Source organism: Salinibacter ruber DSM 13855, assembly GCF_000013045.1.
Classification (GTDB): Bacteria; Bacteroidota; Rhodothermia; order Rhodothermales; family Salinibacteraceae; genus Salinibacter; species Salinibacter ruber.
In genome coordinates this window covers 2,335,917-2,361,993 of record NC_007677.1, presented here as the reverse complement: position 1 = coordinate 2,361,993, position 26,077 = coordinate 2,335,917, and the positions used below count along the sequence as shown (strand labels likewise).

The 26,077-nt window shown below is 68.1% G+C and carries 24 protein-coding genes and 1 tRNA gene; 12 read left to right on the top strand and 13 right to left on the bottom strand.

The features are described 5' to 3' along the window. Positions 1-9 precede the first annotated feature (9 nt). Entirely contained in the window at positions 10-945 is a 936-nt protein-coding gene (nadC, locus tag SRU_RS10090) for a carboxylating nicotinate-nucleotide diphosphorylase (RefSeq protein WP_013062317.1), read from the top strand. Positions 946-998: 53 nt separating this feature from the next. Beyond that, positions 999-2,096 carry a quinolinate synthase NadA gene (gene nadA / locus SRU_RS10085; protein ID WP_013062316.1) on the top strand — a complete coding sequence of 366 codons (1,098 nt, stop codon included), beginning with the start codon at positions 999-1,001 and terminating at the stop codon, positions 2,094-2,096. Positions 2,097-2,222: 126 nt separating this feature from the next. Here nadA and SRU_RS10080 read toward each other — a convergent pair whose 3' ends face one another. The 4 genes from SRU_RS10080 to SRU_RS10065 all read right to left on the bottom strand — a co-directional run bounded on the left by SRU_RS10080 (position 2,223) and on the right by SRU_RS10065 (position 8,812). After that, a complete protein-coding gene (locus SRU_RS10080) occupies positions 2,223-3,566 on the bottom strand; it encodes an amidohydrolase family protein (RefSeq protein WP_011404646.1) in 1,344 nt (447 codons plus the stop codon). A 49-nt stretch (positions 3,567-3,615) separates the two neighbouring features. Beyond that, a complete protein-coding gene (locus SRU_RS10075; protein ID WP_011404645.1) occupies positions 3,616-5,043 on the bottom strand; it encodes an amidohydrolase family protein in 1,428 nt (475 codons plus the stop codon). Positions 5,044-5,120: 77 nt separating this feature from the next. Further along, entirely contained in the window at positions 5,121-6,860 is a 1,740-nt protein-coding gene (locus tag SRU_RS10070; protein ID WP_231847098.1) for an amidohydrolase family protein, read from the bottom strand. A gap of 140 nt (positions 6,861-7,000) precedes the next feature. Beyond that, complete coding sequence (locus SRU_RS10065; protein ID WP_013062315.1) at positions 7,001-8,812, bottom strand: AAA family ATPase; 1,812 nt, start codon at positions 8,810-8,812, stop codon at positions 7,001-7,003. Positions 8,813-8,980: 168 nt separating this feature from the next. On the opposite strand from SRU_RS10065, the gene SRU_RS10060 reads away from it, so the two are divergent. Further along, a complete protein-coding gene (locus SRU_RS10060) occupies positions 8,981-9,886 on the top strand; it encodes a sucrase ferredoxin (RefSeq protein ID WP_011404642.1) in 906 nt (301 codons plus the stop codon). A gap of 203 nt (positions 9,887-10,089) precedes the next feature. Here SRU_RS10060 and SRU_RS10055 read toward each other — a convergent pair whose 3' ends face one another. From SRU_RS10055 to idi, 8 genes are all read right to left on the bottom strand, one after another. Continuing rightward, entirely contained in the window at positions 10,090-11,172 is a 1,083-nt protein-coding gene (locus tag SRU_RS10055) for a class I fructose-bisphosphate aldolase (protein WP_013062314.1), read from the bottom strand. Between the two features lie 257 nt (positions 11,173-11,429). Continuing rightward, positions 11,430-12,212 (bottom strand): triose-phosphate isomerase, encoded by a 783-nt coding sequence (gene tpiA / locus SRU_RS10050; RefSeq protein ID WP_011404640.1) that lies wholly within the window; start codon positions 12,210-12,212, stop codon positions 11,430-11,432. A gap of 47 nt (positions 12,213-12,259) precedes the next feature. Then, complete coding sequence (locus SRU_RS10045; protein WP_231847096.1) at positions 12,260-12,832, bottom strand: class I SAM-dependent methyltransferase; 573 nt, start codon at positions 12,830-12,832, stop codon at positions 12,260-12,262. A 118-nt stretch (positions 12,833-12,950) separates the two neighbouring features. After that, positions 12,951-14,369: a TlpA family protein disulfide reductase gene (locus tag SRU_RS10040; RefSeq protein WP_011404638.1), complete on the bottom strand. Its 1,419-nt coding sequence runs from the start codon at positions 14,367-14,369 to the stop codon at positions 12,951-12,953. A gap of 8 nt (positions 14,370-14,377) precedes the next feature. Further along, positions 14,378-15,904, bottom strand: a complete 1,527-nt coding sequence (gene gatB, locus SRU_RS10035) for an Asp-tRNA(Asn)/Glu-tRNA(Gln) amidotransferase subunit GatB (protein ID WP_011404637.1) — start codon at positions 15,902-15,904, stop codon at positions 14,378-14,380. A 112-nt stretch (positions 15,905-16,016) separates the two neighbouring features. Beyond that, positions 16,017-16,832: a DUF547 domain-containing protein gene (locus SRU_RS10030; protein ID WP_011404636.1), complete on the bottom strand. Its 816-nt coding sequence runs from the start codon at positions 16,830-16,832 to the stop codon at positions 16,017-16,019. Beyond that, positions 16,804-17,154, bottom strand: a complete 351-nt coding sequence (locus tag SRU_RS10025; RefSeq protein WP_013062311.1) for a hypothetical protein — start codon at positions 17,152-17,154, stop codon at positions 16,804-16,806. Before SRU_RS10025 ends, SRU_RS10030 begins: the two co-directional genes overlap by 29 nt. Before the next feature lie 93 nt (positions 17,155-17,247). Continuing rightward, a complete protein-coding gene (gene idi, locus SRU_RS10020; protein ID WP_148278427.1) occupies positions 17,248-17,796 on the bottom strand; it encodes an isopentenyl-diphosphate Delta-isomerase in 549 nt (182 codons plus the stop codon). Between the two features lie 303 nt (positions 17,797-18,099). Here idi and SRU_RS10015 point away from each other — a divergent pair, with 303 nt between their 5' ends. Then, entirely contained in the window at positions 18,100-18,474 is a 375-nt protein-coding gene (locus tag SRU_RS10015) for a 2Fe-2S iron-sulfur cluster-binding protein (RefSeq protein WP_118828994.1), read from the top strand. Positions 18,475-18,521: 47 nt separating this feature from the next. Here the strand turns inward: SRU_RS10015 and SRU_RS10010 are convergent, their stop codons facing one another. Then, positions 18,522-18,761 carry an FmdB family zinc ribbon protein gene (locus SRU_RS10010; RefSeq protein WP_013062310.1) on the bottom strand — a complete coding sequence of 80 codons (240 nt, stop codon included), beginning with the start codon at positions 18,759-18,761 and terminating at the stop codon, positions 18,522-18,524. Positions 18,762-19,030: 269 nt separating this feature from the next. Here SRU_RS10010 and SRU_RS10005 point away from each other — a divergent pair. From SRU_RS10005 to SRU_RS09970, 8 genes are all read left to right on the top strand, one after another. Then, a tRNA-Asp gene (locus SRU_RS10005) sits at positions 19,031-19,105 on the top strand. A 214-nt stretch (positions 19,106-19,319) separates the two neighbouring features. Beyond that, the gene (locus tag SRU_RS15510; RefSeq protein ID WP_051010834.1) at positions 19,320-20,183 is read left to right on the top strand and encodes a zinc transporter; all 864 of its coding nucleotides are present in this window, start codon (positions 19,320-19,322) and stop codon (positions 20,181-20,183) included. Positions 20,184-20,336: 153 nt separating this feature from the next. Then, positions 20,337-21,143 carry a hypothetical protein gene (locus tag SRU_RS09995; protein ID WP_103017756.1) on the top strand — a complete coding sequence of 269 codons (807 nt, stop codon included), beginning with the start codon at positions 20,337-20,339 and terminating at the stop codon, positions 21,141-21,143. 18 nt (positions 21,144-21,161) lie between these two features. Further along, positions 21,162-22,817 (top strand): M1 family metallopeptidase, encoded by a 1,656-nt coding sequence (locus tag SRU_RS09990; protein WP_013062307.1) that lies wholly within the window; start codon positions 21,162-21,164, stop codon positions 22,815-22,817. 13 nt (positions 22,818-22,830) lie between these two features. After that, positions 22,831-23,346 (top strand): nuclear transport factor 2 family protein, encoded by a 516-nt coding sequence (locus tag SRU_RS09985; RefSeq protein ID WP_013062306.1) that lies wholly within the window; start codon positions 22,831-22,833, stop codon positions 23,344-23,346. Between the two features lie 91 nt (positions 23,347-23,437). Further along, the gene (locus tag SRU_RS09980; protein WP_013062305.1) at positions 23,438-24,175 is read left to right on the top strand and encodes a head GIN domain-containing protein; all 738 of its coding nucleotides are present in this window, start codon (positions 23,438-23,440) and stop codon (positions 24,173-24,175) included. 135 nt (positions 24,176-24,310) lie between these two features. Then, positions 24,311-24,811, top strand: a complete 501-nt coding sequence (locus SRU_RS09975) for a hypothetical protein (protein WP_011404627.1) — start codon at positions 24,311-24,313, stop codon at positions 24,809-24,811. Between the two features lie 361 nt (positions 24,812-25,172). Next, positions 25,173-25,679: a hypothetical protein gene (locus SRU_RS09970; protein ID WP_164923595.1), complete on the top strand. Its 507-nt coding sequence runs from the start codon at positions 25,173-25,175 to the stop codon at positions 25,677-25,679. Positions 25,680-26,077 lie beyond the last annotated feature (398 nt).

Genomic DNA, 26,077 nt, shown 5'->3' with positions numbered 1-26,077 from the left:
CGCAACACTGTGAGCACCGACCCCACGACCGTCGCGTCGCCCCGAGAGCGGGCCCGGCGCGCGCTGCCGGACGCGCTTCGTCGCCCTTCCGTGCTCTCGCTCCTGCGGCTCAGCATCGCGGAGGACGTAGACCCCAATGGCGAGTGGGACTTCGAGGGGGAGGCGCCGTCGCGCCGGGACGTCACGAGCACGGCCGCCCTGGCGGCCGACACCCCCCTGGACGGCCGGCTCGTGGCGAAAGAGGACGGCGTGATTGCGGGGCTGCCGCTGGCCGACGCGCTGTGTCGGCTCGTGGACCCGGCCCTGCAGTTCGTACCGTCGGTGGACGAGGGGGAACGGGTCGAGGCCGGACAGCTCCTCGCCACCGTGGAGGGGCCCGGGCGGGCGCTCCTCACCGCCGAGCGCCCGGCGATCAACTTCGTCGGCCGCCTGTCCGGCATCGCGACCCGGACGCGCCGCTTCGTCGACGCCGTTTCGCACACCGAGGCGGACATCCTCGACACCCGCAAGACCCTTCCGGGGCACCGTCGCCCCGACAAGTATGCGGTGCGGCACGGGGGCGGCCGCAACCACCGCATGGGGCTCTACGACATGGTCCTCATCAAGGACAACCACATCGACGGGGCCGGGGGAATCCCCGAGGCGGTGCGCCGCGCCCGCGATGCGCACGGCGACGACTACCCGATCGAGGTCGAGGTGAAGACCCTCGACGAACTGGACGAGGCCCTTGCCCTCGCGCCCGACTTCATCCTGCTCGACAACATGCCGCCCGAAACGCTTCGTCAGGCGGTGGCCCGCACCGACGGGCGCGTGCCCCTGGAGGCCTCCGGCGGGGTGACGCTCGACACGGTCCCGACCATCGCCGAAACGGGCGTCGACGCCATCTCCGTGGGGGCGCTCACACATTCGCCCGAGACGCTCGACCTTAGCATGCGGATCCACTGAGACGGTCCTGCCGCCGCATCCCGATCCATCCCCGACACACGTAGCCTACCGCCATGATGAACGACGCTGCCACCCTGACCGACCCCGACGCGCTCTACGACATCCTCGAGGAGCGCCTCGAAGATCGGCCCAGCGACCCGGAGCTCCGCAACAAGGCCGAGATGGCCGCCGAGATTAACGCGCTCAAACAGGAGCAGAACGCGGTGATCCTGGGCCACAACTACATGGAGCCGGCCCTCTTCCACACGATTCCGGACTACACCGGCTCGTCGCTGGAGCTGAGTCGGCGCGCCGCCGAGGCGGAGGCGGATACGATCGTGTTCTGCGGCGTGCGCTTCATGGCCGAGACGGCCAAGATCGTGAACCCGGACAAGACGGTGCTTCTGCCCGCGGAGGAGGCGGGCTGCTCGCTGGCCGAGAGCATCACGGCGGAGGACGTGCGGCGCCTGCGCGAGCGCTACCCCGGGCTGCCGGTCGTGACGTACGTCAACACCTACGCCGACGTGAAGGCCGAGAGCGACGTCTGCTGCACCTCCAGCAACGCGGCGCAGGTCGTGGAGTCGCTCGACTCGGACACCGTCATCTTCATCCCGGACGAGTTCCTGGCCCAGAACGTGGCCCAGGAGACCGGAAAGGACGTGCTCTTCCCCCAGAAGCGCGAGCGGAAGGATGTGGGGGGCGACGGCGCGCCCACGAGCGGCGACGGGGCCCCGGCCGAGGCCGCCGACGCTGACCTGATCGGGTGGGAGGGGCGCTGCGTGGTCCACGAGATGTTTCAGGTGGAGGACGTGCAGCAGGCCCGCGAGGAGCACCCCGACACCGTGGTGCTGGCCCACCCTGAGTGCAGCCCGGAGGTCGTGGAGGAGGCCGACCACTCCGGCAGCACCTCGTCCATGATCGACTACGTCGAGAACACGGACGCGGAGAGCTACCTCCTGCTCACGGAGTGCTCGATGGGCGACAACATCATGGGTGCCAACCCGGACAAGAACCTGCTGCGGATGTGCTGGCAGCGGTGCCCGCACATGAACCAGATTACCCTGGAGGACACCTACCGCAATCTGGCGAACAACCAGTACAAGATCGAGATCGAGGAAGAGGTGCGCCTCGGTGCCCTGGAGGCCGTGGAGCGGATGCTTGAAATCGGGTAACGCATCGACGAGTGACTCGGCTCGTACGTCCCGGGGGCCTCGACGTACATCCCTGGAGGCCGATTCCCTGGCCGTTCCAAGCTTGAGGTACTGAACTGGTTGACCCTCCGCCCCGAACGGCGGCCGCTACTTCGTCAGTCCCGGATTCCGGTTCCGGAACTCGTCGTACAGCTTCGTGGCCCGGTTTTCGAGCGGCAGCTTGTACCCGTCGATGAAGAGGTGCTGCACGTCGGTGGCGGGCTGAAGCGGATCGCCGTCGGCGACGAAGAGGTTGGCCCGCTTGCCGGCCTCGATGGTCCCCACCTGGTCCGCGACCCCGAAGATGCGCGCCGGGGTGGTCGTAATGGCGCGGAGGGCCTCCGTCTTGCCGAGGCCGTGGGCGGCGGCAAAGCCGGCGTGGAAGACGAGATTCCGCACGTTTTCGGTCTTGCCGGAGCGGAGCGCCACGGTCACGCCAGCGTCGTGGAGCAGGGAGGGGGTGCGGTACGCCTTGTCGTAGCGGTCGCTTTCGCGGCTCGGGGGCTGCATGATGGAGCCGACCAGGACCGGCACGTTGGCCGCCGCAATCTCGTCGGCGACGCGCCACCCTTCCAGGGCCCCGCTCAGAATCAGCTGGTCGAGCACGCCGCGCTCCTCCGCCCAGTCGAGGGCCTTCGAGATGTCGGCCGCCGCGTTGGCGGAGATCATGAGGGGCTGCTCGCCGCGGATCACCGGAAGCAGGCCCTCCATGGCGGGCACGAACTCGGGCTGACGCCGCGCCTCCGGCTGCTCCGCCACCGCCGAGTCGATCCGGGCGTACCGCTCGGCCTGCGCCCAGAGGTCGTTGAGCTGGGTGAGGGCCTTCTCCGCCTCTTTCTGGATCGTCTCGGGCGACCGGTCGTCCGACGGCCCCTGCCGGCCGACGGACGGGAAGTTCAGCTTCGTGAGCGTCACGTCGCCCAGGTGCATCTGCTCGGGGGTGTAGCCGTGCAGGCCGATGAGGGCGGCCGTGCCCGGCAGAATCCCGTTCTCCGGCTCCGTGATGACGGAGGTGATCCCGTGAGCCCGCGTCGTGGGCACGTGCACGGTGCTGGGGTTGACGGCCGTGAGGGCGTTCATGTGGGCCGTGAGGTCGCCAATCTCGTTAAAGTCCTGGGTCTCCGGAAGGGAGCCGATCTCCGCGAGGCCGAGGTGCGTGCCGCTGTCGATGAATCCGGGGTATACCATCTGGCCCGAAAGGTCGAACGCCTGGGCGTCGGACGGCACCGACACGTTCGGGCCCACGGCGGCAATTGAGTCGTCACGGATGACGACCGTGCCGTCGTCGAGGGTGTCGCCGGGGGCGACGATCACCTGGGCGTTCGTCAGGGCAAACGGCCCCTGAAAGCCGGGCTGCTTCTGGGCGTGGGCGGGCAGGGCCAGCAGGAGGGCAACGAGCAGGGTCAGCCCCGCGAAGACGCGCTGGGGCCGCGGGCAGAAGGGAGAAAGCATGAGCAAACGTGTTGGTCAGCAGGCGATCAGAGAGGCAGGGGGGCAGGACTTACCGGCCCGTGTTTTCGAGGGATACGCCGTTGCGGGTGGCGCGCAGCTGGGCCACGCCCTTCAGGCAGCTGTGGGCGGCGTGGCGGCTCCAGCCGTCCCGCGCCAGGTTGACGGTCCCTTCCGGGTCCACGCGGAGCCGCATGTCGTCGGGGTCCTCCTCGTGGTCGAAGCGCACGACCCCGTCGACGTAGGTCCGCTGCGGTTCGGTGTAGACCGATAGCGGGTGCTCGCTGAAGAGGGCCAGGTCGGCGGCCTTGCCCTCCTCAATCGACCCCACACGGTCGGCGATGCCGAGCTGCCGGGCCGGATTGATGGTGATGAGGCGGAGGGCCTGGGTGTCCGAGAGGTCGCCGTACCGTTGCGTCTTGGCGGCCTGGAGGTACAGGTCGCGCTGCTCCCCCGGAATGTCGGAGTTGATGGACGCGTTGACGCCGTTCTCCGCGAGGACGGCGGCGTTGTAGGCGGTGGAGTAGTAGACCTCAAACTTGTACGACCACCAGTCCGAGAAGACCGTTGCGCCGGCGCCGTTGTCCCCGAAGGCCGCCAGTTCGGGGGCAATCTTGAAGCCCTCGTTCGCGTGGTGGAAGACGAGGTCCTGAATGCCGAAGTCCTCAAAGACGTCCATGAGCATGAGCATCTCGTCGGCGCGGTACCCGTGGGTTTGTACCAGAATGTCGCCCCGGAGGACCCGGGCGAGCACTTCCATCCGCTCGCTGTGGGCCGGCGGCCGGGCCCGCTCCCCGTCCTGGTAGGCCTGCTTCGCCTCCATGTAGCGCTCGGCCTTGGTGAGGGCCGTCCGGATGACCTGCTCCACGCCCATGCGGGTGCGGGGCACCTGGTCGCGCCCCTGGCCGTACAGCCCCGTCGGGTTCTCCCCGAGGGCAAACTTGATCGTCCGGGGCGCGCCGTCCATCTGCAGGCGGTCCGGGTTCGTGACCCCGTAGCGCAGCTTGATCGTCTCGTTGCGGCCGCCGATGGGGTTGGCGGAGCCGTGCATCACGTGGGCGGTCGTCACGCCCCCCGCCAGCGCGCGGTAGATGCCGATGTCGTAGGGGTTGAGCACGTCGCCCACGCCGACCTCGGCGGTGACGGGGTTGGTGGCCTCGTTGACGTCACTGATGGCCATGTGCTGGTGGGCCTCCACGATGCCGGGCATCACGTACTCGCCGCTGGCGTCGTACGTCTCGACGCCGCTCGGGGCGGAGAGGTCCTGTCCAACCCGGGCGATGTCGCCGTCGCGGACGAGGATGTCGCCGTTCTCAATGGTGCCGTTCGTGACGGTCAGCACGGTGGCGTCCTGAATGAGCCAGTCGTCCGGGGCGTCGCCCCGGAGCTGGTCCTGGGCCTGCGTGGGCGCGGCCCACAGCAGCATGGCGGCAAGGACGCCGAAGACGGAACGATAGGGAGAGGGGAAAGCAGAAGGCATGGAAGATCGTAGAACCGGAACGCAGAGTATCGTCGGAGGGGGCGCGCAGAGTTCGGCGCGGGGCGTGGGGGCTTACACTACTTCTGAGTCGCATTCGGACCGCTGGTGCGCTCCCCAGAGATGGGGAACGAGCCGCCGGACGTGGAGGCGGAGCCGTCGAAGGTGTCGCCCTCGACCGTCACCGAGACGGACACGGAGCCGCCCTGCGGGGAGTCCACCGTGAACGAGAGGGTGGTGCCGTCGAACGACACCGACTGGAGCGGCTGTTCGTCGCCCTGGGGACCGACGAAGGTGCCGTCCAGGCCCGACTGGTCGCCCTCAATCGTGACCTCGCCGGAGAGCTCGCCCTGCGGGGTGTCAAGCGTGTACGACCACGTCCCGAGGACCGCGGACACGTCGCCGCTGACCTCCCCCTCGTCGGAGCCGTCGGCGCTGTAGTCGTACAGCCGGCCGTCTACGAAGACGTGCGTGACCTTTGTGTCCTCCGCGAAGTACGACCCGTCGGTGACGACCAGGTTGGCAATCTTGCCCGCCTCCACGGTCCCGAGGCGGTCGTCCAGGCCCAGCTGGGCGGCGGGGCGGGTCGTGAGGGCGGCGAGGGCCGTCTGTTCGGGGAGGCCCTGGTCGATCATGGTGCGGAGGTTGCCGCGGACGTCGCCCGGGTCGGCCTCGCGGGTGGTGAAGCCGAATTCAAGCCCGGCGTCGTGCAGGGTGGCGGCCGTCTCCAGGTAGTCCTGCCGCTCCATGGCGTGGCGGAGCTCAAGGTTCTCTTCCTCCTCGGCGACCGTTTCGTGCGACGGGACCTGCAGGTCCGGGTTGTAGTAGCGGGACGGGGTGCTCGTGGTATCGGCCGTCGTGGTATCCTGGCCGGTCGACCGCGTCGGCTCCTCCGGCAGATCGAGCGTTAGAAAAAGCGGCGCGTCGACCGCCTGAAGGGCGTCCACGAGCTCGTGGCTCTCCCCAAGGCCGGCCAGCACGAGCGGGAAGTCGAGCTCCTGGTGGAGCGCGAGGATGCGGTGGAGGGAGAGGGCCTCGTCGGCGTAGAAGGCGAGGGGCTGCTCGCCGTCCAGCACGGAGAAGAGCGCGCTGTGCTGTGGGTCCTGAGGCGGCTGTGGGCGGCCCGTGGGGTCCCGCTCGTAGGCCGCCTCAAGCTGTTGGCGGCGCTCCGCCTCGCGGTACAGCTGCCGCATCTGCGCAATCACGGCCATGCCCGTGGCCGGGTACACGTAGCCGTCGGCCGTCTGGAGCTGGGCGAAGAGGGTGGGGCCGGCCTCCAGGACCATGTCGTTGGCCGTCTCCCCGCCGTAGAAGACGTGCGCGCTGGCGCCGGGAAGCATCTGTCCCTCCGGGGCGACGTGGCCGAGGGTGAACCCGGCCTTCCGCAGCGACTGCAGGGCCGATTCGTCGGGGGACAGGAACGGGCGGACGGACCGGTCCGGCTGAATGCCCGCCGCGTCGGGGGGCGGGTTCCCGGGGTCCTCGACGTCCGTGTCCTCGCCCTCCGGCATCTCGACCCCCGCGTGCGAGAGCCCGTCAATAAACCCGGCGTAGACCACGAGCGAGTCGGCCTCGATGGTGCGGGCGTCGTAGGGCACCTCGGCGTCCGGCCCCACGGCGTCGATCACGCCATCCCGCACGACGACGGTTGCCGATTCGAGCACCTGACCCGGGGCCTGTACGACGCGGGCGTTCTGGAGGGCGTACGTGTCGGTCACCGTCGGCACCTCGTAGTCCTGGGCAGCGAGGCGGGACGGCAGGACCAACAGGACGAGGCTGAGAAGGCCGAATCCGTAGCGGCGAAATGTCGAAGCAGTCATGCGGGCGGCGTGCGTCCAATGGGGAGCGGGAAACCAAATCATCCGAAACATAAGGGCACCGACGGACAGTGTCATCCGGGTCGTGGCGTCCATCCGGCCATCCATCGTCTTCGGATGCGTTTCGTCGCGCCGGGGGGCGACTAGTCCACCATCCGTTTCAGCTGTTCGAGCCGCTCGACGACCTCCTCCCGCTTCATGGACCGGAAGCGCTCCGGGAGCAGGTCGCGGCTCGTGCACTCCAGCACGGCGGCCAGCTGCTGGAGCTCCACCTCCGTCGGGTAGGTGGGCGGGATGAAGTCGTTCACCGTTTCCTGCAGCAGGGCGGGCGTCACGGTGCCGTCGTTCGACCCGGCGGCCCGGAAGGCGGCGCGGGTGAGGACGGCCTCCATGTCGGCCCCGCTGTAGGTGCGCTCGCCCTCCAGCAGTTCAGGGGGAACCGCCTCAATCGGCAGGTCCACGCCCGTTCGGCGCATCATCACCCGAAGGAGCTCCTCCCGGTCCGCGCGGGTGTGGGGGTAGAAGAGCGAGAGGTGCTCCTCTGCGCGCCCCTGCCGCTTGAGGTCCACCGGCATCAGGTCGGGACGGGCCGTGACGAGGAAGAAGATCACGCGCCCCCGGTGCGCCGGGTCGCTCATGAACGAGACGATCTGCGAGAAGACGCGCTGGCTCACGCCCGAGTCGCCCTGCGCGTCGCGGTCCCCGAGCGCCGCGTCGGCCTCGTCGATCATGACCGCCACCGGCGTCATCGCTTCCAGCAGGTTCAGAATCTTTTCCAGGTTGCCCTCCGTCACGCCCTGCCACTGCGAGCGGAAGTTCTTGAGCTTCACCATCGGAATCCCAATTTCCCCGGCGAAGCAGTTGATCAGGAACGTCTTGCCGCAGCCCACGGGCCCGCTCACGAGGTACCCCATCGGGAGCACGTCGTGCTGCCCCGTCTGCACCGCGTGGGCGGCCTGGCGCAGGTGGCGCTTCGCCTCCGTGTGGCCCGCGATCAGGTCCAGCGAGTTGTCCGTCTCGATAAACTCGAGCATCCCGTACGCCTCCGCCTCGATGAACTCCTTCTTCAGGTCGGAGAGCGTGGCGGCGGTCAGTCGGTTCTGGTTCTCCAGCACGTCGGCCAGGATCGTCCGCAGCTGCGTGTAGTTGAGGCCCGCCGTGTTCTGGGCCAGGGCCTCCGGGGACACGTCCGAGTGTGCCCGGAACCGGTCGCCCCGCTCGTCCAGGGCCCAGTCGATGTACGCCTGCCGGTCGTCGCCCTCCGGAATCGGGACGTAAATCTCGGCGGTGTGGGGGCTCTGGACGAGCTGCTGGTTCAAGTCCGTCAGGTTTTCGGTGAGAAGGGTGAGCGTGAAGTCGCTCTCCAGAAAGAGCGAGTCGCGGGACCACTTCTGCAGGTACACGAGCGACTGCCGATCCGGGGCCGAGTACATCGACGCCTCGGCCATGGGGGCCACCGTCTCCGCGTAGTCGATGACGCAGGCCACTCGGGTGCCGTTCGAGAGGCGGAGGCGAAAGTAGTCCTCCAGCAGCTCGAAGACCTTGTTGGGGGCCTTCGGCAGGTTGTTCTCGTATTCGGTGCCGGCGAGGCGCTCCTCCCCGGCCAGGGCGCGGCTGAAGTCTCGTCGGGAGGCCGCGTCCGCGAAGTGGATCCCGGCGCTGCGGTCGTAGAAGACCACCACGTCGCGGGCGGCGAACAGGTCGTCGGTCAGGAAGCGCCGAAGCGGCGGGTAGATGCGGGCGCCGTCGCGGTCCTCGGTCGGCACCACGTCGCGAATGTCGCCGTGGAGGATGAAGGTGGAAACCGTCTTCGTGAAGTACTTCCGTGCCAGTTCTCGGGCCCACGGCGGGTAGTGGGCCGTGTACGGGTCCAGGGGCGGCGTGTCGGGGGCGGCCTCGGGGGCCTCGTCTGCGGGCGGAGCCGCGTCGGGCTCGGGCGATTCGGGCTCGGGCATGGACACGAAGAACTTGGGGGAAAACCGGCGTGATGGGGCGAACGAGAGGGGGCGGCGCGGGGTTCAACGAGGCAATCAAACCCGGAGGCCGATCACAGGACTCCGGCGTCGTCCCCGTTCATCCGGACGGGGCCCGAATTCCGTACCTGTTTCGTCGAGAAGGATTGTATGGCGTCCGCTTTTTGTTCACGGCTGGCCCGCTCGCACGGCGTCTCGCCGAGGGGCACCGCCACCGAGGCCACCCACTGGCTCCTGATCGAAGACCCCTCGCCGTGGAGCACAGACGCCGTCGAGGATGCGGCGTGGGGGCCGAGCGTGCACGAGGCCATTGCGGGGTGGACGGACACGATGCCCGACCTGCGCGTGCAGCTCATCCGTCGGGGGCTTCAGCGGTGGGACGACCCGGGCCGCATTCGCTGCATCGCCGTGCGGGCCGGGCCGCGGCCGGTCGTGCGCGAGTGGTCGCTTGGGGCCTACGGGGACCTCCCTGCCCTGCGGGTGCCCGAGGCGCTCCGGGGCTCCGGTCCTGCCCTTGAGGCAGGGCCGCTCGTGCTCACCTGCGTGAACGGCCGCCGGGATGCCTGTTGTGCCAAGTGGGGGCGCCCCGTCGCTCAGGCCGTGGCCGACGCCGCCCCCGAGGCCGCGTGGCAGACGTCGCACCTCGGGGGACACCGCTTTGCCCCCACCGCCCTGGTGCTGCCCGACGGCACACACTACGGCTGGCTCCGCCCCGCCGACATGGCCGACCTGGTGGGGGCGCACCGGGACGGACACCTGCACGACCTCGACCGGGTGCGCGGGGCGGTCCACCAGCCGCGGCCCGTCCAGGCGGCGTGTCTGTCCCTCCGGCAACGACGGGGGGCGACCGCCCTCCCGGCCGTGCGGGGGGTGGGGCTGGACGAGACCGACGAGGGCTGGGCGGTGCGGGTGCGGGCCGAAGGCGAGCCGCGAACGGCGCACGTGTGGCAGGAGCAGGAGGGAACGCCGTTTCCGCACAGCTGCGGAAGCCGCGAGGCAAAGCCGCAGCGGGCGTGGCGCGTGAGGTGGACGGCCGACGAAGCCGCCGGGCCCTGAGAGCCCGTTTTCCATGCATGCCACGAGGCTGCGGGCGGCAGCGAGGGCCTGCACGTCGTCCCCGACAGGATTGGGAAGGGCCCCTCTTGCGAGGGAAAATCAACATGCCAGGTTCTGAGACACAAAAAAAGCGTGCCCCCACCGGGCGGTGGAGGCACGCTACGGGGCCTGGTACGAATTGATCTGCCCTCGGCATCACGCGGTTAGGCAATCGTGATGTCGTCGTCGAGGTACACGTCCTGGATGGCGTTCAGGATCTCGACGCCCTCCTCCATCGGCTTCTGGAACGACTTGCGACCGGTGATGAGGCCCATCCCGCCGGCGCGCTTGTTGATCACGGCCGTCCGGACGACCTGCTGCAGGTCGTTCTCGCCGCTGGCCCCGCCGGAGTTGATGAGGCCGCAGCGGCCCATGTAGTTGTTGGCGACCTGGTAGCGGGTCATGTCGATCGGGTGGTCCGTCAGCAGCTTCTCGTCGACGAGCGACGGGTCCTTCGCGTAGCCCTCGTCCTTGTGGTCCCGCACGGCCTGGTACCCGCCCGTGAGGGTCGGCTGCTTCTGCTTGATGATGTCCGCCTCGATGGTGGCCCCGAGGTGGTTGGCCTGGCCCGTCAGGTCGGCCGAGCCCTCGTAGTTGGAGCCGTTCAGGACGAACTCCTTGTTGCGCACGTAGCACCAGAGGATGGTGGTCATGCCCAGCTCGTGCGCCCGGGAGAAGATCTTCGAGATCTCCTGCAGCTGGCGGTTCGACTCCTCGGAGCCCCAGTAGATCGTGGCCCCGACGCCGACGCAGCCCTGCTCGTAGGCGTCTTCCACGCGGGCGTAGGGCACCTGGTCGTACCGGTTCGGGTACGAGAGCAGTTCGCTGTGGTTGATCTTGAGGACGAAGGGGATCTTGTGGGCGTAGTCCCGCGCCACGGAGCCGAGCACGCCGTAGGTGGTGGCCACGGCGTTGCAGCCGCCCTCGATGGCCAGCTTGACGATGTTCTCGGGGTCGAAGTACATCGGGTTCGGCGCAAACGAGACGCCGGCGGAGTGCTCGATGCCCTGGTCGACGGGCAGGATGGAGATGTAGCCGGACCCGCCGAGGCGACCGTGGTTGAAGATCTGCTGCATCGACCGGAGGACCTGGGGACTGCGGTCCGAGCCCTTCCAGACGCGGTCCACGAAGTCCGGGCCGGGAAGGTGAATCTGGTCCTTCGGAATGGTTTCGCACTCGTGGTCGAGAAGGTCCTCAGCTTCGTCGCCGAGGTGCTTGGCAATGGGGGTGCGGGTTGCTTGGGCCATGGGTCGGTTGGGGAGGGTTGTAGGACAAAACGACAAGGAGAAGGCCTCGGTCGGATGTGGACGGCGAGGGCCTACCTCACATGGTAAGAAGAGAAAAGGTTTTCGTCCACGTCGGCGACGCAGGAACGTCGTCGCCCTGGGAGGACGCACAGGAGCGTGGGGCGGCGGCGTGCAAATCGGCTCGCAGGACCATGCGGGGCCCGGTGCGCCCCCGTTGCCGTTCCGGGCCACGGCGACGGCTTGACGGACGGGAAGGGTCAGTGCCCGGACGTCTCGAGCACCTCTGCCGCCTTCTCGGCGATACCGAGGAAGCTCTCCGCCTCGAGGCTCGCGCTGCCGATGAGGCCCCCGTCGATGTCCGGCTGGGAGAGAAGGCCGTAGGCGTTGTGCGGCTTCATGCTGCCGCCGTAGAGGAGCGGCACCTCGTCCGCCACGTCGCCCCCGTAGCGCTCCCTCAGGTCGTCCCGGATCACCGCGTGCATCGCCTGCGCCTGCTCGGCGGCGGCGGATTCCCCCGTGCCGATGGCCCAGATCGGCTCGTAGGCCACGATCAGCTCGTCCGCGCCATCGATCGAGACATCCGACAGCGCCCCGTCCACCTGGCTCCGGACGACCGTGTCGGCCTCCCCCGCCTTCCGCTGCTCGAGGGTCTCGCCGACGCACACGATGGGCACAAGGTCGTGGGCACGGGCCTGCTGGGCCTTTGCGTTGACCTCGGCGTCGGTCTCGTCGTAGTACGTGCGCCGCTCGGAGTGGCCGAGAATAACGGCGTCGCACCCGATGGAGGACAGCATGGGGGCGGACACGTCGCCCGTGTAGGCCCCTTCGTCCTGTGCGTGCATGTCCTGGGCCCCCACCGCGACGGGGACGTCCGCCAGCGCCTCGCGGACGGCCGGCAGGTGGACGTACGGGGGGCAGACGAGGAAGTCGACGTCGCCCCGGTCGGCGGCCGTGGACGACAGGCCCTCCGCGATGGCGTCGGCGAGCGCCCGGCCTTCCGGGACGTCAGTGTTCATTTTCCAGTTGCCAGCGACCAGCATAGACAGGGAAGGGTTGTGCGGAAAATCGAATCGGGCAGGGCGCCGTCCTACTTCTGCGCCTCGTAGACAAACATCGTCGGGGGGATGTTGCGGGGCTCGTACTCCTTCGTGACCGCCGAGAAGTGCTTGCGGAGCGGGGCCTCCAGGTGGTTGTAGTTCTGATAGACGAGGAACTTCCCGTCCTCCGCGAGGACGTCTCGGGTCCGGGCGAGCAGTTCCTCCCGCTCGCCCTCGTCGAAGAAGGAGAAGGGAATCCCGGACACGATGTAGTCGACCGCGTCCACGTCGTGCGCGTCGAGAATGTCGACGATACGCTCGGCCCGGTCCTGCACGACGAGCGCCCGGGGGTCGTCGCTCGTCCATTCCTCGAGCATCTCCACGAAGTCGGGGTTGCTCTCGACCAGGAGGAGCGTCGAGTCCGCCGTCATGCGGTCGAGAATGAACTCGCTGAAGACCCCGTTTCCGGGGCCGTACTCGACGACGACCTGGTCCTCCTCGAAGTCGATCCACTTGCAGACGCGTCGGACCAGAAAGGAGGAGGAAGGCACGATCGCCGCGACATCCTGATCCTGAAGAAAGTTCTTGATGTAGGAGAAGGTCCCGGAGAGAGCAGACGGCACGGCACGGGTGGAGCTATCGCAGAAGACCAACGATGAACCAGCACGAGCCAAGTACGCGGACAGCGGGGCATGTTTCAAGGCCGTCACGTTCCGACTCCATGAAGGACCGCGGAAAAGGTTAGGGCAGGGAGAGGGGGGCGGCCGCCGTGGGCCGAGCGTGGAGGAGTTGCGTGAGGCCCTGCCGGAGGGCAGGAAAATCGCCGGCCCAGTAGCAGTCCACGATGGCCCCGGTGTCGTCGATGAGAATCCACCGGGGGAGGCGCGTGGCGTTGTACCGGCGGACGAGCGGGTCTTGCGGCCCGTCGGCGGCGATGGCCCGATGGCCCGGCAGTCGTCGGTTGTGCAGAAAGGCCCGGTTGACGAGCGTATCGGGCTCGGTGGAGACGGAGACGAACGCGACGGAGTCGGCCCGGGTGGCGTCGTACAGGGCGTTCCGGAGGGGGCGCTGGAGGGCGTACAGGTCGAGCCCGGGGCGGTAGTATTCGAGGACGACGGGCCGGCCCCGAAGGCCGTGGAGGGAGAGGGTGTCGCCGCGAAGCGTTCGGAGCGTTAGGTTCGGCGCCGTCATGCCCGGCCGGAGCCGGGCCGCCTCGTACTCGGTGCGGCGGGCCCATTCGGCCCAGGGCGTGCGCGGGAAGCGGGCCCGGAGCCGTTGAGACGCCGAGAGGGCCGCCTCCACCTGTGCGCTGTCCAGGAAGGCCTGGATGCGGGCGGCCTGCACCCCAGCCCGCTGCCGCGCGGTGGCGGCCCGGGCCTCCAGCGTGTCGAGGAGGGCGAGCGCCGCCCGATGGCCGTCGAGGCGGGCCTCGGCCCGCCGGGCAATGTGGGCGGCGTCGGCGTAGTGCGGACTGGCGGGGCCGATCCGCTGGGCGCGGGCCACGACCAGCGAGTCGTTCCAGCCTTCGAGCAGAGAGAGGGACTCGACGGCGGCAAATCCCGCGGCGTAGGTGCCGGGGTAGCGGTCCCGGAGGCCCCACAGGACGCTACTGGTGAGGCGGATGTTCTGGACCTGCATGGTCGCGTTGGACGGCGCCGTCCGGAGCCGGCGCGTGAGCAGGCGCCGGTGCATGGTCATGGCGTTGCGGTACGCCTGCAGGGCCCGGTTCTCCGGCGACACCGGACGGAGCCCCTCGCCTCGGAGCGGAAGGGAGACGCGAAGCGTGGCGGTGTCGCCGGGGGCCACCACGTACTCCGTGCTCGCGAGTTGCGCCCGGCCGCCCCGGCCCCAGAGGGACAGGGCGTAGAGGCCCCGCTCCGGTGCGGAAATCGACATCTGGAAGCGGCCGTCGGGGCCGGGGCGGGCGTGGCCCAGTGTATCGAGGCGGCGCCCGTCCGGCCGAACCACGAGGAGCCGCACGTCGCGGTACGCGTCGAGGGCCCCGGCCGAGGAGTCGACGGCGACACGGCCCGTCAGGTGGCTCCGGACCGACGAGGAGGGCGGCTGGCAGGCCCCGCACAGCACGACGAGGAAAAGGGCGCCCAGGACGCACCGCCCCGACAGGGCGGCACGGGAGTGGGCGGAAGGGGAGGAGATCATCGGACCGGCTACTCGTCGACATTCGCCGTGTCCCGCCGCGCATCGAGCTTTTCCCGAAGCAGCGACCGGACCAGCTCCGGATTGGGGGAGCCGTCGAAGCGCTGCATCACCTGCCCGATAAAGAACCCGAGGAGGCCGTCTTTGCCGCCGAGGTAGGTGTTCACTTTGTCCGGATTGTCGTTCAGGACGTCCTCCACCACGGGGGCAATCGCGCCCCGATCGGTGACCTGAATCAGGTCCCGCTCGTCGGCGATGCGGCCCGCGCTCTTATCGGGGGCGTCGAGCATGGCCTCGAAGACCTCCTGGGCGCCGTTGGAGCTGACCTTGTCCTGCAGGCGCAGAAACACGAGCTGGGCCAGGCGCTCCGGCCCGACCCCCAGCTCGCTGACGGAGAGGTCCCGCTCGTTGAGCACGCGCATCACCTCGGTCATGATGAAGTTCGACACCGCCTTGGCCTGCGCGTCGGTGTCGCCGCCCTTCGTGCGCTTGTAGAGGTGCCGCAGGGCCTCCTCGAAGTAGTCGGCCACGGCGCGCTCCTCGGTGAGGACGCCAGCGTCGTACGCCGGCAGGCCCACCTCTTCGACGAACCGACGCCGGCGGGCCCGTGGCAGTTCGGGAAGGTTCGCGCGGACCTCGTCGACCGTGGCGTCCTCGATCCGCACCTCCACCAGGTCCGGATCCGGCAGGTAGCGGTAGTCGTGCGCCTCCTCCTTCGAGCGCATGGGCCGGGTCGTGCCCGCGTCGGCGTCCCAGAGCAGGGTCTGCTGCGTGATGGACTCGCCCCGCTCCTCGGCGGCGATCTGGCGGGCAATTTCGTAGTCGAGCGCCTGCTCCACGTGGCGCATCGAGTTCATGTTCTTCAGCTCGGTGCGCGTCCCGAACGCCTCGCGGCCCTGGGGGCGCACGCTCACGTTCGCGTCGCAGCGCAGGGAGCCCTCCTCCATGTTGCCGTCGCTGATGCCGAGGTAGCGCACCAGCTGTCGCAGTCGCTGCAGGAAGAGGGAGGCCTCCCGGGGGGAGCGGAGGTCCGGCTCGGTCACCATCTCCAGCAGCGGCACCCCGCACCGGTTGTTGTCGAGTCGGGTGGTCCCCCCGGCCGAAGCGTGTACGGACTTGCCCGCGTCCTCCTCCATGTGGATGCGCGTCAGGCCGACGCGCCGGGAGTCGGGGGCCGACGGGGACGCGTCCTCCTCCTCCCCCGGGAAGACCTCCAGGTAGCCGTCATAGCAGATCGGCGTGTCGTACTGGGAGATCTGGTACCCCTTCGGCAGGTCCGGATAGAAGTAGTGCTTGCGGGCGAAGGCCGAGCGGTCCGCGATGGAGCAGTGGGTGGCCACGCCGAGCCGGAGGGCGTGCTTGACCACCGTTTCGTTGAGCACCGGCAGCGTGCCCGGGTGGCCGAGGCTGATGGGGTCGACCTGCGTGTTGGGGGCGGCCCCAAACGCTGCGGCGTCGGGACTAAAAATCTTGGCGTTGGTCTGGAGCTGGACGTGGACCTCCAGGCCGATGACCGGCTCGTACCTCTCGTAGGCCATACGTGTTGGACAGGGTCAGAACGAAATGCGTGGACGGGGGCGGCAATGCCCCGATGGGTGCGTGGACGTGAAAACCCGGGGGGCGGGAAAATGTTCGGTCCCGACCCGCGGATCACGAGTCGGCGGCGATGTCGGGGTCCCCGTCGCCCCGATCGAGGGAGGGGGCGTTCAGGGTCCAGTCGTAGGGCCGGTAGCGGACGTCATACGCGCCCTCCGCCAGGGAGTCGCGCACCGCCCCGTCGAAGTAGGGGGCCAGGGCCCGCTGGACGGCGGTGGGGGTGGGCCCAAAATCCGCCCCGTACCACTTGAGGATGCGAGACAGAGCAATGGTGCCGTTGCCGCCGGGAATGCGGTTTTTGGACGACGCGTGCAGAAACCGGCGGGCCTGTGCGTCGAGTTGTGCGTCGAGTTGAGGGCCCGTGTAGGCCTCCCGGCGGAGGCGCGGGCAGCTCTTGGCGGCACAGACGAGCGCGAAGTGGATGCGCGGCTCGTCGAACCGGACGCGGATGATTTCGTGCTCGATCTCGTCGAGGGTCCGGACGGTGTCGGCGACGGGGCCGACGGGGCGTTCAAACGGGGTGCCGCCGTCGGGCGGGCCGTCGATGTCCCGGATGCTCGCCACCGGATAGTGGTCGACGATCAGCTTCAGCGTGTAGGCGTTGTACGCGTTGATCCAGAAGGCAAGGCGGGCCTCCCGATCCAGGGCAGAGGGACGAGCCTCCGCGAGCGTCTGGAGATAGGGGGCGAGTACAGTGTCGGCCTGCGCCTGCAGGGCCGCGTAGTCCACGTCGCCCTGCGAGTCCACGAATCGCTCCAGCAGGCGGTCCAGGGCGGCGTGCCGGGTCGAATCCGACCCGGGAGGGGCGGCGCCCGTGGGGGCTGCGGCAAGGGGGGCGCTGCTACCGACGCACAGAAGCACTGCGAGCATCCACATCCGCCCGGTCATTGGTGATCGTCAGGGTCTGGTGGGAGGACACGAGGGGCGACAGAAGACGGAGGCCGTCCCGCGCCCGCCAGCCCGGGATGGGGCGTCTCGGAGACGGCCCATTATCGAAGACGGTCGGGACGGAGACGGCGGCCGAGGGAGCGGCCCCAACGGAGACGGCCTGAACTTGAGCAGAGCCGTTGGGAGGGGGCGTGGATTCGACCTGCTGTACGGCGCACGACCACCCGATGATGCCCCCGACGTAGGTCAGGATGACGAAGGCGAGGCCGGCGTACTGTCGATACGGGGGGCGACCGTCGGGCACGAGAGGGGGGCGGTGAAGAGAAGAAAACGCTGAGGGCGTATCGGAGGGGTTTCGTCGCCAAGAGTTCCGGGCCGCTCCGCCCGCCGGCCCGGGCTACGCCATGGGGGCGGACGCCGACGGGTCGCCGGACGGGGCAGCGGCGAGGGCAGCGGGAAGAAGGTGCCGAAACCACGCCGTATACCGGTGTGGACGGGCCGCCACGTCGTCGCGCAGGGCGGACGGGGCGACCCACGCCCAGTCGTCCACTTCGTCGGCACTGGGACGAATGCGGGGGGTATCGGCCGTGCCGATGAACACGTGGTTGTGCTCGTGCTCCACGAGGGCGTCCCCGACGGGGAGCTCGTAACGGTCCTGGAAGGCCGGCGTGAGGGCGGCCGTAAAGCCGAGCTCTTCGGGCAGCCGGCGATGGGCCCCGTCGATTGCGGGCTCCTCCGGCCGGGGGTGACTGCAACAGGTGTTCGACCAGAGGCCGCCGGAGTGGTACTTGTCGTCGGTTCGCCGTTGGAGGAGGAGCCGACCGGTGGGGTCGAAGACAAACACCGAAAAGGCACGGTGCAGCCACCCCTCAGCGTGTGCCCGAAGTTTATCGGCGGTGCCGAGTGATTGGTCGTCTTCGTTGACCAGTACGACGGGGTGCGACATGGGCCAAAGGCGGGGGAAAGCGGTGGGGAACCATCCACAATGTGAATGGTGGGGCCGGCCCTCGTTGCCCGAAGGCGCCACACGTTACGGGTTTATCCCAGAACGTTTCCCGACCGGGGGAGGCCAGCCCTCCAGCGTCCAGGGGCCAGTGGGCCGTTCAGTCCGGCCGGTGTGGACGGACGCTCTCACCACGGGGGAGGCCCGCCGGCCTCCACTTGACGTGCTCGCTTCGGATTTGTCTCTTGGGGCTAGACGAATTCCCGGCCGCCCCCGTCCATCCCCTCGCAGATCACGATGCCCCCCATGCACGAGCTTACGATCGAAGGCCTCGGTCCCTGTGAAGTGGAAGAAGGCACGCGGCTGGTCCGGGCCATTGAGGACTGCGGGGCGGCGGTGGGGCACCGCTGCGGGGGGCAGTCCCAGTGCACCACGTGCCGCGTGGAATTCGCAGCAGGGGAGCCTCCCGTCATGACCGAGGCCGAGTACGACAAGCTTACCGACATCGGCCGGCTCGGAGAGATGCGCCTCGCCTGCCAGATCGTGGTGGATCGGGACATGACGCTGACCCCCCTCATGACGGTAGAGGACCAGGGGTGGGACGATGCGGGCCCGGAGCCGGCCCTCATGGTGGAGCCGGACGCAGAGTGGTTTTCGATCGAGACGCTCGAGCAGCGGTGAGTCCCCCGCGTTTCGGGAAGGAAACGGGGACACGGCGCCACCGGTGCCTACGACCCCTCCGCCCCGGCGTCTTCGTCATCGGCGTCCGGGGCCTCCTCCTTGGGGCCGTGGTCGTCGTAGTCGTTGACGTGGAAGCCTTCGCCCTTAAAGATGACGCCGGGGTTGTCGGTGATAATCCGTTCCACGTCCTGCCCCGTTTCCGGGCACGTGTCGAGAGGATCTTCGGTGATGGGCTGATCAACCTCGAAGGTGCTTCCGTCTTCGCGGCGGTACGTGTAGGTCGGCATTGTCGGGTTTGTCGACGGTCTGAGAGAATCGGCGCGTTCAAGAACGACACGTGGCTCCACCCTTGCGTGAGTGGACCAGCCCCTGGTACTTTTTGAATTTCGATTGTTTCCGGGGCTGTGGGCAGTCCCGAGAGAAATTCAAGGAGCCCCGGACGCCTCGTGTCGGAGCGCTCAGGAGTGAGGCGTGGGTTGAACCTGTGTGAACATTCCTCGCGTCCGGAACCCGATCGGGTCTCAGTTTTAGACATAGGTGCAATTTTGAAATCGACGGTCCGGTAGTTCAGTTGGTTTAGAATGCTGCCCTGTCACGGCAGAGGTCGCGGGTTCGAGTCCCGTCCGGACCGCTCAGCCCTCGGTTCCGCTCGTCCGGAATCGAGGGTTTTGTCGTTTGGGTGTTGCGGGGGTGTGAGGGGCCCCCGACGCCGGCCCGGGCCTTTCTGGCCCCACCCTACGGCCTCGCAGGTCGGTCGTCCGCGTCGTCGCGACCGCCCCATCGCTGTCTTCGCCTTGCTCCGGTGCGCAATGTCCTCTTTCTCTCTGCCGTCGCCTGCGCGCTCCATGTCGCCGGTCGGATGGGGCGGGGCCGGGGTGCTCGTCGTTGCGCTGGGGCTTGCGGGGGCGGCGTCGCTCTGGAAACTATTCGCCATCGGGGCCACGGCGTTCGTCGCGATGGCGGGGGGCGCCTGGTTGGGCGTCCAGTCCGAGGCCACCGGCCGGGCGGGGGGCGAGCGGCAGGCCCGCCGGCTCGCCTGGGGGTACGGGGGGGCGAGCGGGGCCATGATTACGAGCACGGGGGCTTTTCTTATCCCGAGTGCCGTCGGGCACGACCCGGTCGTGGGCGGGTTTGGGATTGCGGCCGGGGTGTTTGTGGGGTTCCTGCTGCACGCGGCCCAGCACCAGCTCGCCCATCTGCACCTTCCGGTCGACGCCACGACGCTGGAGCTGACCGCCCACTCGCTCGCCGCCGGGCTTGTCATCGGGGCCGTCTACGCGACGATGCCGGCCCTGGGCCCTGCGCTCGGCCTCGCGATCGTGTCGCACAAGGCGCCGGCGGGCTACGCGGCGGCACGGCGGCTGTGCCGCGCCGGCCGGCCCGTCTCGGTGCTCCTGGTGCCGGCGGCCGCCGTGGCCGTCGCGGCGGTCCCGGTCGGGTTTGCGTCCCCGCCCGGCAGCGACGTCGTGCACGCCCTCGTCTTCGGAATCGCGACGGGCGTCTTCCTGCACGTCGCGCTCGACTTCCTCCCGCGGTGTGAAATTGGGGGGGAGGTGTCGGAGGCCGCCGGGCTGACGGAGGGGGAGACGGGCGAGGATGAGTTCGACGCGCAGCATCACCTGCTCGACCGCCTCCGCCTCCACGCCGTGGCGAGCGCCCTCGTGGGGGGGCTGGTCGTCTTTGTTGCGTGGTGGGGCCTGCACGCCTGACGAGTCCCACGGGGGCCTTCTCGGAGGGCGGACGCCGGCGTCGTCCGGGGCGCGTTGACAGACGAGGCCCTACTGCCTATTCTTACCGTGCATCCCAAAAACCTACGCATTCATCTCTCTCCTGTGCTGCTTCCACCAATCCCCCGAGGTCCCATGCTCCAGTCTCGCTCCCTCGTTCCTCCCCTTGCCTTCGTGTGCGGCGCCCTTCTGCTCCTGGCCGGCTGCGGCGGTGGGGGCGGCGGCAACGGCGTGCAGATTCAGGCGGGCGACCGCTCGCCGTCGATCGACGGCGCGATGGCCCGCGCGACGGCCCCGGCCGACAGTGCGGTCGTCGACAGCGCGGGCGTGGACGTCACGATTGAGGCCGAGAATTTTGAGGCGGGCATCCAGACCGACACGGAGCGGGCCAGCGAGATTGCCAACTCCGGAAACGGGCAGCACTTCCACATCATTGTGGACAACCAGCCCTACATGGCCAACTACGAGGCCGGAACGCCCTTCGACCTCGGCGACCTGGAGCCGGGGGCGCACACCCTCGTCGCGTTCCCGAGCCGGTCCTACCACGAGAGCGTGAAGGGGCAAGAGGCGTACGATCTCGTCAACTTCTACGTCGGCGAGGCGTCCGGCGCGTTCATGCTGGGCCCGAGGGAGCCGGCCATCATCTACAGCCGTCCGAAGGGCACGTACAGCGGCGACGGCGCCGACCGGATTATGCTCGACTTCTATCTCCACAACGTGGAGCTGGGCGCGGACGGCTACAAAGCCCGCTACACCATCCGGGACGCGGAGGGGAGCGAGGTCGCGTCGACGACGCTGACCGAGTGGGCCCCGGCGTTCGTGACGGGATTGGCGGACGGGACCTACGAGGTGACCCTTCAGCTCATCGGGAGCGACGGCAACGTCGTGCCGGGGCCGTTCAACGACACGACCCGCGAGATTGAGGTTCGTTCTGGAAACTAAGGTTCCCTGGAGGTCTGCATGATGACTCTTGATTTGTCCCTATGGCGCTGGGCCCTCCTGTTGATGGTGGGGGGGAGCGTTCTGATCGGCGGCCGCGGGGCCTGCGCGCAACCGGCCCCGGGCCCCGCCGCCCGGCCCCAGCCCGGCATCGACGTGCAGGACTACGACTTTTCCCTCACCCTCTCCGACACCACGGATCGGATCGAGGGCACGGCCACGGTGCACGTCCGCATCGACGCCGACACGCTCACGGCCGTGCGGCTCGACCTCATCGGCCGGGCGCCGGGGGGCGAGACGGGCATGCGCGTGCGTTCGGTGTCCGAGGACGGACGGGCCGTGTCCTACCGCCACGCCGACGATCTCCTCCGCATCCGGCCGCCCGACCTCGCGGCGGGCCAGACCCGCACGTTCCGCATCGAGTATGCGGGCGTGCCGGACGACGGCCTCATCATCGGCACCAACCAGCACGGCGACCGCACCTTCTTCGGCGACAACTGGCCGAACCGCGCGCGCCACTGGCTGCCGGTGGTGGACCACCTGTCCGACAAGGCGACCGTCGAGTTTCGGGTGACGGCGCCCGCCCGGTACGAGGTCGTGAGCAACGGGGCCTTGGTGCGCGACTCGACGAGCGGGGGCACGCGCCACACGCTCTGGCGGACCGACGTGCCGCTGCCGCCGAAGGTGATGGTGATTGGCGTGGCCGACTTTGCGGTCGACACGGCCGGGACCGTCGACGGCGTGCCGGTGCAGAGCTGGGTCTACCCGGAGGACCGGGGGCCGGGCCTCAAGGACCTGGGACAGGGGCCGCCCATCCTCCGGTTCTTTGAGGAAAACCTGGGGCCGTACCCGTACGCGAAGCTCGCCAACGTGCAGTCCACCACGCGGTACGGCGGTATGGAGAACGCGGCCGCCATCTTCTACAGCGAGACGGCGGTCGCCGACGGCGAGGACGACACCTCGCTGTTGGCCCACGAGATTGCGCACCAGTGGTACGGAAACACCGTCACCGAGGCGGACTGGCCGCACCTCTGGCTCAGTGAGGGGTTTGCCACGTACCTGACGGGCCTGTACCTGGAGCACGCCCGCGGCGCGGCGGCCCTGAGGCAGTACATGACCGCGGCGCGGCGGCAGGTCGTGCAGTTCCACGACGCAAATCCGGACACGCCCCTCGTGGACACGACCTACAGCGACCCGAACGAGCTCCTCAACACGAACCCCTACCAGAAGGGCGGCTGGGTGCTCCACATGCTCCGTCGCGAGGTGGGCACCGACACCTTCTGGCGGGGCCTGCGGGCCTACTACGAGCGCTACCGCGACGGCAACGCGAGCACCCGCGATTTCCGGGCGGTCATGGAGGACGTCTCGGGGCAGGACCTCGAGGCGTTTTTTGACCAGTGGACGCGTCGGCCGGGCCATCCGGTCATCGAGGGCACCTGGCGCCACGACGCCGCTGCGGGGGAGTGCGTTGTGACGCTGCGCCAGACCCAGGACGAGCCCCCGTTCGCGGTGCCGGTGCAGGTGGCCCTTGGCGAGTCCCCGTCCCGCACCACGACGCTCTTCATGCGGGGCCGGGAGGCGCAGTCGCGCGTCGACTGCCCGCGGGCGCCGTGGTCCGTGACGCTCGACCCCAACACCGATCTCCTCGCGGAGCTGTCGATGCGCCGCGCCCAATAGCTGCCCGACGCTCATGACGCGCCGTCTCTTCCCGCTTCTCTCTGTGGCGCTTCTCTTTGTGGCGGGGCCGTTGGTCCCGGTCGCGTCTGCCCAGTCCGACGGACCGCGCATGCCCGCGGCGGAGGCGGCGGTGCGGGCCACCCTCGACGCCCTCTTCGACGGGATGCGGGCCGGGGACAGCACCGCGGTCCGAGACGTCTTTCACGACGACGCCCGTCTGCACACCGCAGGGGGCCCGAGCGACACGGCTGGCGTGAGTGAAACCCCGGTCGACGCGTTCGTCGCGGCGGTGGGCCAGCCCCGTGAGCGCGTGTGGGACGAGCGCACCTGGGACGTGGCGGTCCGCGTGGACGGGCCGCTCGCAAGCGCCTGGGTGCCGTACGTCTTCTACCGCGGCGACGAGCGGTCGCACTGCGGCGTGAACGCGGTGCAGTTGGTGCGCGGGCCCGACGGCTGGCGGATTCTCCAGCTCACGGACACCCGGCGGCAGGCCTGCGATGTGCCCCCCGAGGTGCAAAAGTCGCGGTAGCGAGGACGGTGTAACATTGGCGCGCGGCCGACCGTGATGGACATGCCTTCCAGGCATCCACGCATTTTCTCACCCATCCGTCCGCTGCGCCATGCTCCAACCCACATCTGTATTGCGTACCGCGCTGTTCGTGGGCCTTCTCGCCCTGCCCCTCCACGTCGCCGCCGCCCAGGAGAGCGCCCGGGAGACGCGCTCGGTGGAGGCGTTCACCGCCGTCGAGTTTCGGGTGCCCGGCACCCTGCACCTGCGGCAGGGAAGCGACCGGTCCGTCGAGATCGAGGCCCCGCCGGCCGTCCTCGACCAGTTCGAGACCGGGGTCGACGACGAGACGCTCGAACTCCCGGTCGACTCGGACGACACCCTGTTCGGCGGCCTCTTCGGCGACGACGCGTCCGTCGACGAGAAGGTGGACGTCTACGTGACCGCGCCGACGATCGAATCCGTATCGCTGGCCGGGTCGGGCGAGATTGTGGGCGAGAATCAGATCGAGGGGGAGACGTTCGGGCTCAGCGTCGCAGGGTCGGGCCGCACGCGCCTGGACGTGAACGCGGAGGAACTGGACGTGCAGGTGGCCGGCTCGGGCACCACGATGCTGGAAGGGCAGGCGGACGCCCTCACCACCAACATCGCCGGGTCGGGCGATCTGCAGGCCGCGGACCTCGAAACGCGGACGATGGAGGTGAGCATCGCCGGGTCCGGAGACGTGGAGGTGCACGTGACCGACGAGCTGGATGCCTCCATCTTCGGCTCCGGCGACGTGCACTACCGCGGACAGCCCTCCGTCTCCACGAGTTCGTTCGGAAGCGGAGAGGTCGGCCCGCTCGAGTAGAAGGGGCGGGGCCGGTCCCCCGGCGCGATCTTTTGGGCCGGGCGTGCATATGACGGGGCCCTGTCGGGTTCCGACTGTCGGAGTCCGACTGTCGGACCGACGCGCCCGATTTCCCTCATCAATTCCGGACTGCCCGTGGACCTTGACGACTGCACCGTTACGATTCCCCGCGAAGAAGACGCCGCCGACGAGCCCGCATCCGTGGAGGTGTGGCCCCTGATCGAGGCCGCCCTCGACAAGATCGACGCCGACCCCTCGACCCGCGACGCCGCGGAGGCCGCCATCGAGCACGGCGACGGGAGCGTCGTGCTGGCGAACTACCTCAACAGCGAGGCCAAGCGGGTTCACGAAATGGACTACCGCTTCAAGGTCCCGCTCGTGGTGTGGGCCGCCGAGCAGGCCCGCGCGGACGACACCGCGACCTCCATCTACGACCCCGACGAGGGCTGCGTCTACTTCGAGACCGAGGTGAGCCAGTTCTCCTTTCACGTCTACAAGGACTGGACTGTCGACTGGCCCGCGGTGGCCGACGAGGTGCAGGCCGGCTACGAGTGGAGCGGCGAGGACAACCAGACGTGGGCCCTCGACTGGCTCATGGACTTCCTCGACGTGCCCACGGACGACTACATGGTGTGAGCAACGGGCTGGAGCGGGCCGTGGAGGCGCTTGGGTAGGGCCCGTGCCGCCCGCGTCCCGCCCGTGGAGGCGGCCCGGATCGACATTCGGGACGATCGGCGCGGTCCAAACCCACTTCCTCCCTCACGTCCGTTCGGTCAGGGCGTTGGGGGCCTGATTCTGAGACCCGGACATGACATAGAAAGGGTGTTTCAACAGATCGTGTGGCTTGAAGGTAAGATTTATAATATCGAGTATGTCAAGCGGTAGGCGATATTCCACGAACCAAGCCCATGGGACATATCAACAGCCCGCTTTTCTCAATCCGGTCAGTCTCAAAGGATTATGAGCCAAAAGATGTGTATATGTTGAGGGATTTGATATGGTTAAAAGTTATGCAGATAACAACGATTCAATTAATCACAATATGAACGATATTCAACACTCAGAAACACCTGATGCTTCGATAGTCTCGTTCAACTCGAATTACGAAGCAGCCGAAGAGATATCTCAGAGTTCTAACCCCCAAAGCTTCAGTCGAAACCTCGATGAGATAGTCAATGAGATGTCTGACGAAATCTGGTGTGTCTGGTACTTTTTGTTGGATGCCTCGCCGAAAAAGAAAATCTTGAGCGAACAACTCATGAGAGTATTCAAAGCCGGCGAGACTTTGTACTTAGATTCGTGGGGACCAGTAAACATCAAAGTCTTGCCTCCTAGCAAGGCCAGGAATGCTTTCGGTCGTCAACTTGGAAACACCGCTGTGTTTCAGTTCGGATACTTGATACTCGAAGCGGATGGTAATGCTAAAATTGAGACTGGAGATGGAGAAAAGACGATTGTAAGTCGCTTAACCGGGATGTATGGGTTGCTCGATACCTCTGGGTAGTATTATGACATTGCACTGCATCACGTTATACTGCCCCTAGAGAGATCGATATGGCTGCTCAAGATACCTGTCCAGTTTGCAAGTCACCTGACGCACAGTTTAAACCACCCGGAGGAGGATCAGATGGCTTAATCGTACAGTGTCCGATCTGCGGTCAATTCCAGTTGAGTCGGACACTTCGCGGAAAGCTTACGGCCCTCAATGACGCTGAGGTTGCTGAAGAGTACGCTCCGAGATGAGTTTTATCAGCAGCTATTCGTAACCAATATGAGCAGGGAGAAAGATTAAAACTTCTCATCAACACCGTAGAGATACTTCTTCAGGTGGCTCGTCGGCCAGATGATCCGTTCGAATCGATCAATCTTCTTCTGCGTCGCATTCAGAACGAAGTTTCATCA